Raw genomic sequence first — 12,923 nt, 5'->3', positions numbered from 1 at the left:
TCATTTATACATCTCTGAGCGAGAAGCCCTGTCTGCGACAGATTTGCTATCCCTTTGAATGAGCGAAGCCATTGATATTGGGAGGACCAAAAGAGGGAGCTTTAAAAGCAATAAGATTCAATTCTGAAAGCCTTTAAACAAAATGAAGGTAAATTTAAATTAGATAGGATTGCTTTAAGTGGCGTCTAATAAAGCTTAGCTGCATTACTTTAAACTTTTTTTATTCCGCTCATTCAGAGCTGAAACAAATACTAGTTTTAGCCTCAAATTTCTAAGAAATCCTGCTCCTTTGGAGCTGATTAATAAACCTAAAAATCAACTATCCATTTTAAACTTTGCCCCCATTCCTTTTCCACTTCCTCTATTTGCAGAAGGCAAAAACGCTGATTCGCTATGCTACGACGAGAGACTTCAAACTCTCCAAACAGTTTATTTAGGCTGGTAGTAAGCTGTATTATAGACTTTTAGGCAGCAAATCAGTTATAAATAACATTAATTTTCCTCTGTATACTTTTTAAAATTATTCAGGATTGCCTGCCAGCCATTCCTCTGCAATTCGATTGAATTCTCTGTTTCTGGATCAAAAGCAATAGTGACTTCGGTTTTCCCATCAATTATCTGGAATGAGACGGATGCAAGCCTATCACCAAATTGATAAGTAAAGTCTCTACCTAGATTTACTTCAATATAATTTGCATCAAAGTCAAATCCGAAACTATTGTCTTTAGCTTCCATTTTAGCTAGGTACCTACCTCCTACCCTCAAATCATTTTCGGCATGGGGACAATGCCAGCTAGGATCTGCAAAATTCCAATTGATGATATGAGCAGGGTCGGTATAATAATCCCAAACTTTTTTTATGGGAGCAGAAATAAGGGAAGAAATGATGATTTTTTTAGGTGTCATGGAAATTTAAGTGAGAAATTAAGACTGGGACGATTTCTAGGTTAATTTAATCAAAGCTGATGAGATTAAGTGAAAAATTGGAAGACATATTAGGTCTCATCATTCCTTCTCGATTGACTCGAAATGAAATTGGGGAAACTTCAATTTTCCATGGAAAAAGACACCATTGTCGGATTTTTTGAGCATAAAAAAACCACCGCTAGGGTGGTTTGATACTTGAATTCGAAAAATTCGATTATTTATGGCCTATTTAACCTTGAAACTTTTTATATCTCGCTCCTTTGGAGCTGAAACAAACACTAGTTTTAATTGCTAATTTCTAAGAAATCCTGCTCCTTCGGAGCTTGGCAATCAAACTGGAAAATGGGGCTAATTTTTAAACTTTAAATTATTTTTCACCGCTGAGCTGCAAAGACCGCTAAGGATATCACGGAGAAAAATTTTTTAAACCACATAGAAATTATAAGTCACATAGTTTAAAAAATCTGATTATCCGCAATCATGCCAGTTGCCTTATTTTCTTTGCTTGACTGGTTGGATACTTCGACTTCGCTCAGTACAGGCGACCCAAGACCCCTGCTTACCGGCAGACAGGGAAGACCCAGCTATGGTTGGCAGGCGAAGCTTCCGGATTCTGATCCTTGTAGCTGACAATAAGCCGTATTTTTATCAATCCTGGTTAGAAAGCGGATATCCTTATTAAAAATACCAAAAGTTATGATGTCAGTAGAAGTATGGCCAAAACAAGCACGGAATCATTTAATCCAATCTTTAATGGACATTGATTAGCCCAAAAGGCTACTTGTTATAAAATTCGCTGCCTAATCTCACTCCTCTTCCCTAACCAATTCTGGCTTTTTTTTTCGAAGTAAATACTGACCTGGCCAATCTTCATCAACACAATTGGAATCGATATATTCATAGCCTAGAAGATCAAAAAGATTCAGAGCATCTATCATAGAGTTGAATTCAATCGATCTTCCATCTGAGTCTGATATGAAAGATTCATTTAACCTTTCACCACTTACTCTCTGACCAAAATCAACACTAACTCTAATTTTTGATTTGAAAGTAAATCCTACTCTTGAAAGATGAATATAAGTTGATTTAATATCTTCGAGTGGCACACCACCTACACTTTGTGCATGAGAGAGGTAGGTAAAGGAGCTGATAAGTATAAGCATAAGGAGAAAAGGCTTCTGCATGGTCGTTTCTTTGAGTTATTTAAATAAAAGTTACCTACCTATGTATCTAGGGCATGTTTATTAAACTCTCTTTTTTACGTAAGAGTTACATTAAAATCCCCTTTGAAAAACAGGTATGAGCTAGCAAATCTTGGCCTTAGAGGCACTTAAATTTTCCATGAATTTATTGCCTAAAAAAAATCCCACCCTTTAAAATAGCTACTCTCAACTTTTAACACCTCATTTAATTTCACTGATCTTGAAATTCGCCTTTAAGCTTGTCTACTTCAAGTTTTTTCTCATCCAGAAAGTTTTTAAGGTATTAGAATACTTATAATGGGGACATACATTAGATTAATTTAAGACTATGCGATTTTCAAAAGCACCAAAAAGCCAAGTCATCAGGTAAAAATCTGGCTAGGTTTATTTGCTATGGATTGATTTTCCTAAATTTTTTCCAATTGCAATTCATTCTCATTTTAATATTAGTAATTAACCTTAGCAAAATAGTTTGGCTTCAAGTTGAGTTAATTCAAATAAGATGAAAAAAGCCACTCATTTCTGAGTGGCTTTTACTGTTTCAAAACATGAACTTTTAATATAAAAAAGATGCAGACTTAGAGTCTATTTTTACCTATTTCCGGAATCAGCTTTAAGAAAGCCATTGACATCAAGCCAGTGAATAAAGGCATCAAACCAACGATTGCTTGTTCTATTTGGATTTCCCAAGCCGAAGCCATGACCGCCATTTTGGTAAAGATGTAATTCAACAGGAATGCCTGCCTTGTACCAGGACTCGATTATTCCAAACTGCCCTCTAAAAAGAAAATCATCCGTAGCTATTACATTAAACATTGGAGGAGCATCTTTCGGCACTTCAACAGGCCCCATTCCCCCATAAATCGGACCTATAAATGCAAGTTTCATGGTTTGTGAGTTTAACGTGGAGTGCATAGTGAGGCCAGCACCGGCTGAAAAACCTATCATTCCTATTCTGTCTGTATCGACTCCCCACTCCTTAGCCCTACTAATAATCATGGCATAAGCAGCCTCGGCATCTTCAAGCTGGTTTGAAAGATCCATCTGGGGTAGTCTTGGAGTTTCATTATTTTGATTTGTATCAGAAGGGGGAGCTGGTGCAGATCGGGGACGATTCATCCATGCCGTGAAGTCATCCAGAGATTCTGGAGTAGGAAAAAGCCTGTACTTAAGTACAAAAGCAGCGATTCCCTGCTTAGCTAGTGCTTCTGCTACTTCCCAGCCTTCATTTCCCATAGAAAGCCATCTATAACCTCCTCCCGGTGCAACTATAACTGCCGCACCATTCCCTTTTCCCGGTTCAGGTAGAAATGGAGTTAGGGTTGCAGTAGTAATGTTTCTAGCCATGGGGTCGCCCCATTGGAGAAACCATGTCTCTGTGGAAGGTTGGTCAGCTACACCTCCAGTGCCAAGAGGAATGGCATTGGGTTCGGCAGGAGCCTTTAGCGGATAAATGGTTCCATCTTGAGCCACAGCAGAAGAGACATAAAAGAGGAATAATCCCAGAATAAAATTTTTAGTGAGGTTCATAGGTTTATTGGTATAGGTGGAGTACTTTTTCTTAAGAGAAACTTCTAATGTAGCTTATTTTCTAGGGAATAACCAAGGTCCAACTGAGCTCTTATCTTCTCATCCTCAGTTCTGTGGGTCGCCTGCCACATTGTCAAAATCTACTCTACTTCTTTCAATTAATCTTTAATAAAGTCATCATCTAATAACTTCTAAGAAGGAAATTATCGGTTTCAAAAGAAGTAATTCGCTAAAGATCATAAATTAAATGTAAATAAAACTTGACTTTTGTAAAACTTACTTTACATTTGTAAAGTCAACTTTACATAAAAATCATGGAATCAATGAAACTTGAAAGAAACAAACGAGTCAAAAAACTGGCAATTTGGACTTGGACCTGGGTAGCAACTATGGCTATCGCCACCTTCGGACCTGAGTTTATCTGGGATAATCACCCCTTCCTCACTCCTTTTGCCATTGTAGTCAACCTCGCAAATGGAGTATTAATGATTTTAGCGAACAGGGATTTATTCAATCATTTTGATGAACTCGAACGCAAAATTCATTTGGAAGCCATGGGAATCACTCTGGGTTTGGCAGTTGTAGTAGGACTGACATTTTCACTTTTAGACCAAAAGGATATCATCCCTTTTGATGCTGAGATAGGATATCTGGTCATGTTTATTGGTATCACTTACATGATTGCTTTGGTGATCAATAGAAAGCGGTATCTATGAAAAATCGTATCCGGGAATTAAGAGTCGTTAAAAATATGACTCAAGAGGATTTGGCTGAAATTATTGGGGTTTCCAGACAGACGATCAATGCGATAGAAAAAGAAAAGTTTGACCCCAGTTTGCCAACTGCCTTCAAGCTATCCAAGCTATTTGAACTCTCCATTGAGGAAATATTTCACTATGAGGAATAGATTCGGCTATTCGTGGGTGGAATTTTGAAGGCCTTTATTTCAACCTCGAATAAGCGATTAAATTATTATCCAATTCTTCAATCTCCTTATTGATGAGCTTGATCAATTCCTTGTCGGTATATACAGGGTTGGAATTGAGCTCATCATTTTCTTTGAGATAATCCAATAGCCCCAAGGCATTTGCAACATTTTTTCTGAAAATGTGGGAAATGATCCAGGAAACATCCTGTTGATACCAATTTTTCATTTCCTCGCATTGATTTTCTTCCAATAAAAAGAAGACTAAATGCTTGCTGAACTCATTCTCATAAGAAGTAATCCTAAAGTCATATTGGCCTGAATTTTCATCCTTGAAAGTGATTTTAAAATCTTTAGAAAAATCAGGAGTCCGAAGAAAGGTAACCAGCTTCTGCAAATCTGAAAAAGCTAGGTGCTTTCGGAGATAAAATAGCAGACTTTGAGGGGCTAGCGTATCCATACCGAGGTTCAGATAAACAGAGAGCCTTGAACTGATCTGGAAAAGTTTTTTGGAAGGATAATATTCCAAAATATAGGATTTCTGGTTTTTGCTGAACTCCAACAGTTGCTGTAAGGATACCTTGGATTTATTAAACTGATCCACCATATGGGACACATTGATCCCGAACAGAAAGTATCCTTTTAATTGCCTTTTTTCATAAATAGGAGAAATCCTTATTCCCAAATGAACTTCATCCACTGCCAAATGGACCACGTTGAATTGAGGCCCCTGATTTTCTTCCAATTCAGAAATCAAGGCCCCAAACTCTTCTTTCTGATTCAAGGAATCTCCTACAGTCACCCCACCAAATAGAGAAGCGAAGTTTTTGTTGAAATATAAAATAGAATAATCCTTATCAATGAAAGAGATATAGGCATTGATGGAATCAAAAATGGTACTGGAAGATTCTCTGAGGTTGAGCTTTACCAGGATATTATTAGAAAGCAGGGAATAGGAAAAGTAAATGAAAATAGGAACTGAAATAGAGATCATGGGAATCTCAAACCCGACAAGCAATGGGAGCACAATTTGTCCGACAAATCCCAGGCTTCCTGTGATCACCAAGCCAATGAAAAAATTTCTAAAATCCTGCTTTAAGTGGGGTTTCTTTAGAAATTCCTGGTAAAACATGTAAACCGCCAGAAGAAAGCCCACTCCTATCCATAATCTAGAGATTTTCGCCATGGGATTGCCCTCAAAATCAGTCACAAAACCGTAAGAATCAGTATAGATATAGTAATCCTTCACATCGTATTTCACACATAAAAATGCTATAAGAACTGTCCCCACGATCAAGGATACTTTGAGCGTGTTGTAAATAGCGGAGTTTTTATAGAGCAGCGCATAAACCAAATCATAGCAGAGATAACCTACAAACAGGATGAAAAAATAAAAGAAATCATGAAATTGATTGATGATGGCTTCTTCAGTTGCCACCCTGCAGAGCAACTCAAAGGACTGAAGAAATATGACCGCAAAAATCAGAAGTTCCAGCTTGGTCTTAAATGAAGATCGCTTCCGAACCATCCTTAGCTTAATCAAAAAGCCCAAAGAAATAATGATACTGATGACAGTAATTATTTGATAGGTTGATTGTAGAAGAATAAAAACTTTACTCATTCCGATTAAAAATCAAGGGTGTTTGGAATTACAAATTCGATTCAATTTAAATATTTAGCTTAATTGATACCCGGACTTTCTAAATTTCCTAGGCAAAGCGGAATCAAACAATTTCTATGCTCAAAAATGTTTTTTCACAACTTATCAATCAACTGGCTAAGTCATAGGGAGAAAGATTTTTGCAGAGTAATAAAAAAAGAAAAACCATCCCACAACGCTGCAGGACGGTTTTTGAATTAAGAATAAATCATCACTCAGTTATGCTTTCGCCAAGCATCTTTATCAACCTAATTCCATCCTCCACCCAGAGCCTGATATAAATGCACCATAGCATTCATTTGCTGGGCTTTGGTTTCAATCAATTCCATTTTGGACTCCAATGCGTCTCGTTGAGTGAGCAGCACCTCCATATAATCCGCCCTAGCTGATCGGAAAAGGCTAGAAGAAATTGCTATGGACTCCGTTAAAGCTTGTACCTGACTGGCTTTCAAATTGGCACTTTGCTCCAAATTGGAAATTTTTGCTATCTGATTGGAGACCTCGTAATATCCATTTAAAATACGCTGCTCGTATTCGTAGACTGCTTGTAGTTGCTTTGAATTTGCAGTTTGGTATTGAGCTTTGATAGCATTTCTATTGACTAAAGGAGCCATCAAATCACCCGCTAATCCGTAAAGCATGGACTCGGGACTTGTCAGTAAATACCTGGTATTGAAGGCTTGAAAACCCATACCTGCTGTTATTCTGAAAGAAGGATAGAAATTGGCTCTCGCTACTTTCACGTCCAATTTGGCTGCAGCTAATTCCAGTTCAGCCTGCCTGATATCCGGTCTATTGATCAATAACTGAGAAGGAATCCCAGCCTGCACCAGCTTAGGACTGGACTCGGAAAACGAAGCTGAACTTCTCCGAATGGGCTGAGGAAATCTACCTGTTAAGAAATTAATCCGGTTTTCAGTTTCTGTGATTTCCTGTTGAATAGCGTAAATCAAACTTCTGTTTTTAGCCAATTCGGCTTCAAACCTCTTTACCGCCAATTCTGTGGCCTTTGCAGCTTCTTTTTGAAGTTTGACAGTCTCATAGGCATTTTTCTGGATTTCTATGGTCTGTCTGATTATTTCCAGTTGATTATCCAAAGCCATCAATTCATAATAAGAACTGGCGATTTCAGACACCAAATTGGTAATCAGGAAATTTCTCCCTTCCACAGTTGCTAAATATTCAAAGACAGCTGACTTTTTGGAATTCCTGAGTTTTTTCCAAACATCCAATTCCCAAGAAGCAAAAGCTCCTACCATCAAATCTGTAAATGGCTCTGGAAACTCTTTCCCATCTTTGATTTCGGTCGTAGCTTCCAGTGCACCAAAACGGGTATATCTGCCCACTTTATCCACACCTGCTCCCCCTTGAATTGAGACGAATGGGAGATACTCTCCTTTTCTGGCCTTTATCTCATTATTGGCGATTTGAATTTCCTGCAGGAAAATATTCAACTCCTGATTTCTGCTTAAAGCAGAATCGATCAAAGCTTTCAGATTGGGGTCCTCAAAAAAAGATCTCCATGGAATTTGAGCTGAATTGATGGAGTCTCCTGATGCATTGTAAGCAAGAGGAAGTTCCTTATTTTCTTGCCTCAAAGCTGCTTCCGGAACTTTGCAGGCAAAACTCAGGAGCAGTACAAAAACGACTGCCCACAATTGAATGAAATTAGACTTCTTCATGATTGACATTGTTTTTAGACAGTAATTTTTTGATTTTCTTCAGCATAGAGTTGCGTGTTCCAGAACCCACAAAATCCTCACTCAATGGGTTTTCATCCTCATCCCGGATTAGCTTTCTACCTTCGGCCAAGCTGCCAAATAAGAAGTAGAGTCCGGGTACAATGAGCACCCCGAAAATTGTCCCAAACAACATCCCTCCCATGGCGGAGGAGCCGATTGTCCTATTTCCGATAGCTCCAGGACCGGTAGCTATCACCAAAGGAATCAGACCTGCTATAAAGGCAAAGGAGGTCATCAAAATAGGTCTAAACCTGACTTTAGCGCCTTCTATCGCCGCTTCTAAAACCGATGATCCCTGTTGATGCTTCTGCACCGCAAACTCCACTATCAAGACGGCATTTTTACCTAGCAAGCCCACTAGCATGATAAGGCCAATCTGTGCATAAATATCATTCGCCAAACCCATCATTTTCAGGAGTAAGAAAGATCCAAATACCCCCACAGGAAGGGAGAATATTACAGCCAAAGGAATTATGAAGCTTTCGTACTGCGCTGCTAATACCAAGTACACGAAAATCAGTACTACAATAAAAATATAGAGTGCTTCATTTCCTCTTCTAGCCTCATCGTAGGAAAGTCCTTCCCAAGCTATATCATACCCATTTGGCAGAGTTTTTTCCGCCACTTCCTGAATGGCCTGTATCGCATCCCCACTGGTGTATCCTGGAGCAGGAACTCCCTTGATAGAGGAAGAAGTATAGAGGTTGAATCGAGTGATCTCATTAGGTCCTTGCTTTTTCTCCATTTTCATAAAGGCTGAGTAAGGCACCATTTCTCCATGCTCGCTCTTGATGAAAAGATTCAGAATATCACTGGGAAACTTTCTGTACTCAGGAGCTGATTGGGTATATACCTTGAAGAAATTTCCAAAACGGATAAATCCCTGTTCATAGGTACTACCAATCAAAACATCAAGGTTTTCCATGGCCTTACCTATTGACACTCCCTTTTGCATGGCTAATTCATTATCAATAATCAGCTCATACTGAGGATAATTGGCAGCAAAAAAAGTGAAGAGCCCTGAGAGCTCAGGCCTTTTTTTCAATTCTGTCATAAACTCCGTATTAACCTGATCAAACTCTTGATAATCCACCGTGCTGTTTTTGTCTAGCATTCTCAGAGAAAAACCATCAGATGAACCGTATCCGGGAACAGCAGGCGGTTCGAAATATTCGATTACAGCTCCCAAATCTTTGGTTTTCTCTTCCAGTTCATGAATAATTTCCCTAACAGAATGATGTCTCTGAGACCAATCTTTCAAGTTGATCAAACAAGTACCTGCATTGGAACCTCTTCCCTCGGTTAAGATTTCATATCCTGCCAATGAGGAAACAGATTGAATTCCATCCACCTCTTCTGCAATTTCCTGAAGCTTTCTGGAAACCTCATTGGTTCTCTCCAAGGTAGATCCCGGAGGAGTTTGAATAATGGCATAAATCATCCCCTGATCCTCATTAGGGATGAATCCAGAAGGAAGTTTTTCATTGACTGCAAAAATTCCCAATCCAAATGCTATTAGAATTCCCCAAGTCACAACTCTCCTATTCACAATCAGGCGAAGTAATGAAACGTATCTTCCGGTAAGTTTTTCAAATTTTCTATTGAACCAATCCAAGAAGCGATCAACAGGAGATTTTCTTCTTGCTTTGCCATGATTGTTTTTTAAGATCATCGCGCATAAAACCGGAGTTAGAGTCAAAGCAACCACACCTGATAGCACAATGGAGCTGGCCATGGTAATGGAAAACTGCCTATAAAAGACACCTACCGGTCCAGTCATAAAGGCCACTGGCACGAATACCGCAGTCATGATGAGGGTGATGGCAATGATTGCACCGCTGATTTCTCCCAACACTTTTTTCACAGCCTTGTAGGGAGATAGGTGTTCTTCTTCCATTTTCGCATGTACCGCCTCCACTACAACGATGGCATCATCAACCACAATTCCGATAGCCAATACCAATGCAAAAAGGGTGATCAAATTAATCGTCAAACCAAAAAGCTGCATAAACACAAAGGCTCCGATCAGGGAAACGGGAACTGCAATTGCTGGAATCAAGGTGGACCTCCAGTCCCCCAAGAATAAAAAGACTACCAAGGCAACCAATATGAAGGCCTCCACCAGGGTATGCATCACTTTATCAATGGATGCATTAACAAATTTGGACACATCATAATTAATCTCATAGCTCATCCCCGGAGGAAAGTCAGATTCCATTTCCTCCAGTTTGCTTTTCACCTGCTCAATAACTTTGCTGGCATTACTTCCGATATTTTGCTTTAATACGATGGAGGCAGCTGGGTAACCATCCTTATTGGAATAGATATCGAAAAACTCACTGCCAAGCTCTACTTCGGCTATATCCTTCAGTTTGATGATTTCGCCTTCAGGATTCGCTTTTACAATAATCTCTTCGTATTCCTCAGGTTTATTGAATCTGCCTTTATAGGTTAGAACATATTCCAGAGATTGAGCCGTTTTTCCGGATGCTTGACCCAAGCGGCCCGGTCTACCGATCACACTTTGCTCATCTATGGAGGCCAATACCTCTTCGGTAGAAATATTGTAAGCTCTCATTCGGTCAGGCTTAAGCCAAACCCTCATTGCATATTGTCTACTTCCTAGGATTTGAGCCCTACCCATGCCGCTGATTCTTTGCAGTTCTGGTAGTATGTGCACATTGGCATAGTTGTACAAAAACTTCTCGTCGGCATTTTTATCTGTACTGAAAAGGTTTACATACATCAGCATACTTGGCTGAATAGGGGTAATAATTACTCCTTCCCGCTGCACTAAAGGCGGGAGATTATTCATTACTTGGTCCACCCTCGTTTTGACATTGACTACAGCCGCATTGGGATCAGTTCCGGGTTCAAAAACAATCTGAATAGTTGCCTCTCCGGCACTGGTAGCATCCGAAATCAGATATTGCATACCCTGAACTCCATTGATCGCTCTTTCCAAGGGGATAAGCGTAGACTGAACCAAAACATCTGCACTTGATCCTGGATAGGCGATGAATATATTTACCCGGGGAGGTGCAATTTCAGGAAACTGGGAAATGGGTCTGGTAGCGATGGCCAGAATACCCAGAAATACGATGGCGAGCGATATGGCTATCGCCAATACCGGTCTCTGTATAAATTTGCTAAACATTTTACCTGTGATTAAATTTTTGCTTTACTCAGCATGTAATCCGTTTAGCTCGGCTAGAACCTTCTCCTGATGGACGAAATCAAATTTGATCCGCTGTTTGTTCTCTACTTTTCGGAGCCCTTCGATCAGAATTTTATCATCTTCCCCTAAATCCGGAGCAATGATATAAAGATGAGGTAGCTCGGTCAAAATCCTTATTTGTTTGGAATTAACCAGACCATCCTGATCCACAACAAAAACAAACTTTTTATCCAAAATTTCGAAAGTAGCCTTTTGGGGTATTATTAAGGCATCCTCATAAATAACAGGCATTTTGATATTCCCTGTTTCTCCATGTCTAAGGATTTTCTTGGAATTCGGGAAAGTAGCCCGGAAGGCAATATTTCCTGTTTCATTATTGAAATCTGCCTCAATAGTTTCAATTTTTCCTTTTTCCTCAAACTCCTTGTTGTTAGCCATCTGCAAAATCACATTGGGTAACTTTTCCAGCGTATTAGAGGAAACATAATTGAGATATTCGGCTTCAGGCACATTGAAATAAACCCACATCTGATTGTTGTCTGATAGTGTGGTCAGGAGCTCTCCTTCATCCAGTAAACTACCCTGTCTTACCAGAAAACGCCCCATAATGCCATCAAATGGAGCTCTAATCTCTGTAAATCCAAGATGTGTTTCAGCCAGATTCAGTTCTGCTTTTGCTTTTTCAAATTTTGCCTGTGCCAAGGCCAACTCATTGGTTGAAACCACATTATTATCTGCCAGGCTTTTAGTATTGAGATATTCAATTTCTGCAAAATTAGCCTCGGCCTTCGCACGTTGTGCTTCAGCTTTGTAGATAGATGGCATGATGCGGAACATCAATTGCCCTTTTTTTACAAATTGACCTTCATCTACATAAATATTTTGAAGGTAACCTCTTTCTAAAGCTCTTAATTCTATATGCTGTATAGAATGAATTTGGCTGACATATTCTTTGTAAATAACTGTGTCCTTTATAATAGGACTGGTAACCAAAAAAGTTGATTCTTCTTCTTTGGATTGATGATGTGAATCGCAGGCTGTTTGAAATAAAAGCGCAAACAAGCCCACAATCAAAGTTAATCTATGATTATTCATGATGATTTTTCGTAAGTAATTGAGTGATGGAAATTCCACTCCGCGCATAAACATGAGACTAAGCCCAAGTCAATGCCAAGGAATGACACAAGGGTTTATTGTTTCTGATTTCCAATAGAGGTATGCTCTAATTGAGCAAGGTTTGCTCAATTGACGAAAAATCCTATATCGTCAAAACACTGTTTGACAGGTGTATTCTACAAGGAAGGGTGAATGAGAAGTTCTTATTAAACAACAAGAACTTGGTCAAATAAGCTCGGAAGCTTCCGATTAATAAGAAAAAGAAAAGAGAAGAAAGAGCAACTTGAATCAGTAAAAAGAAATGGGAGTTTTTATCCTCCGTTTCTTCTTCCACTGTCTCAGAAGTCAGATTTAAACTTCCTCTTTCTATGGAAGAATCAGGTACCAACCAAATGGCCTGATCTGACAAAGGAAGTATGGGTTCATCCAATTGAACTCCTTCCTCAATATAGGAATATTCCTGATGCTCGGGAATAAGAAATATAGATGCAACTTGACCTATTCCGAGGGATAGGAAAATTACGAAGGCCAATAAAAATCGGAGCATCTTATTCATTACAAGAGGTAAAGCTATCGGGAGTTATTTTGATTAGCAAGAAAGCAAACAGTTATTTTCTCGAAATTATAAAATCGCATATTCATT

11 protein-coding genes are annotated in these 12,923 nt (G+C 39.1%); 3 read left to right on the top strand and 8 right to left on the bottom strand.

Features of this window, described 5'->3' with window-relative positions; translation table 11 throughout:
• Nucleotides 1-492: 492 nt before the first annotated feature.
• Nucleotides 493-906, bottom strand: coding sequence for an SRPBCC domain-containing protein (locus tag BM073_RS01625; RefSeq protein WP_091649351.1), 414 nt, complete (start codon nucleotides 904-906; stop codon nucleotides 493-495).
• A gap of 501 nt (nucleotides 907-1,407) precedes the next feature.
• On the opposite strand from BM073_RS01625, the gene BM073_RS18010 reads away from it, so the two are divergent.
• Nucleotides 1,408-1,557 (top strand): hypothetical protein, encoded by a 150-nt coding sequence (locus tag BM073_RS18010; protein ID WP_175557823.1) that lies wholly within the window; start codon nucleotides 1,408-1,410, stop codon nucleotides 1,555-1,557.
• Between the two features lie 176 nt (nucleotides 1,558-1,733).
• On the opposite strand, the gene BM073_RS01620 is transcribed toward BM073_RS18010, so the two are convergent.
• Nucleotides 1,734-2,090, bottom strand: a complete 357-nt coding sequence (locus tag BM073_RS01620) for a hypothetical protein (protein ID WP_139217419.1) — start codon at nucleotides 2,088-2,090, stop codon at nucleotides 1,734-1,736.
• Nucleotides 2,091-2,720: 630 nt separating this feature from the next.
• A complete protein-coding gene (locus tag BM073_RS01615; protein WP_091649347.1) occupies nucleotides 2,721-3,659 on the bottom strand; it encodes an alpha/beta hydrolase in 939 nt (312 codons plus the stop codon).
• Nucleotides 3,660-3,982: 323 nt separating this feature from the next.
• On the opposite strand from BM073_RS01615, the gene BM073_RS01610 reads away from it, so the two are divergent.
• Nucleotides 3,983-4,375, top strand: coding sequence for a hypothetical protein (locus tag BM073_RS01610; RefSeq protein WP_245756343.1), 393 nt, complete (start codon nucleotides 3,983-3,985; stop codon nucleotides 4,373-4,375).
• Complete coding sequence (locus BM073_RS01605) at nucleotides 4,372-4,566, top strand: helix-turn-helix transcriptional regulator (RefSeq protein WP_091649342.1); 195 nt, start codon at nucleotides 4,372-4,374, stop codon at nucleotides 4,564-4,566. Before BM073_RS01610 ends, BM073_RS01605 begins: the two co-directional genes overlap by 4 nt.
• Nucleotides 4,567-4,600: 34 nt before the next feature.
• Here the strand turns inward: BM073_RS01605 and BM073_RS01600 are convergent, their stop codons facing one another.
• The 5 genes from BM073_RS01600 to BM073_RS01580 all read right to left on the bottom strand — a co-directional run bounded on the left by BM073_RS01600 (nucleotide 4,601) and on the right by BM073_RS01580 (nucleotide 12,836).
• Nucleotides 4,601-6,205, bottom strand: a complete 1,605-nt coding sequence (locus BM073_RS01600; RefSeq protein WP_091649339.1) for a transcriptional regulator — start codon at nucleotides 6,203-6,205, stop codon at nucleotides 4,601-4,603.
• Between the two features lie 287 nt (nucleotides 6,206-6,492).
• Nucleotides 6,493-7,926 (bottom strand): TolC family protein, encoded by a 1,434-nt coding sequence (locus BM073_RS01595; RefSeq protein WP_217643082.1) that lies wholly within the window; start codon nucleotides 7,924-7,926, stop codon nucleotides 6,493-6,495.
• A complete protein-coding gene (locus tag BM073_RS01590; RefSeq protein ID WP_091649334.1) occupies nucleotides 7,913-11,143 on the bottom strand; it encodes an efflux RND transporter permease subunit in 3,231 nt (1,076 codons plus the stop codon). The genes BM073_RS01595 and BM073_RS01590 overlap by 14 nt, the downstream gene beginning before the upstream one ends.
• 24 nt (nucleotides 11,144-11,167) lie before the next feature.
• The gene (locus BM073_RS01585; protein WP_091649707.1) at nucleotides 11,168-12,259 is read right to left on the bottom strand and encodes an efflux RND transporter periplasmic adaptor subunit; all 1,092 of its coding nucleotides are present in this window, start codon (nucleotides 12,257-12,259) and stop codon (nucleotides 11,168-11,170) included.
• A gap of 163 nt (nucleotides 12,260-12,422) precedes the next feature.
• A complete protein-coding gene (locus BM073_RS01580) occupies nucleotides 12,423-12,836 on the bottom strand; it encodes a hypothetical protein (protein ID WP_139217418.1) in 414 nt (137 codons plus the stop codon).
• Nucleotides 12,837-12,923: the final 87 nt, after the last annotated feature.

The sequence above is a fragment of the Algoriphagus ornithinivorans genome, from assembly GCF_900115305.1.
In the GTDB taxonomy this organism is placed as follows: domain Bacteria; phylum Bacteroidota; class Bacteroidia; order Cytophagales; family Cyclobacteriaceae; genus Algoriphagus; species Algoriphagus ornithinivorans.
The sequence above is the reverse complement of the archived record's forward strand: the minus strand, read 5'-3'. Positions and strand labels throughout refer to the sequence as shown.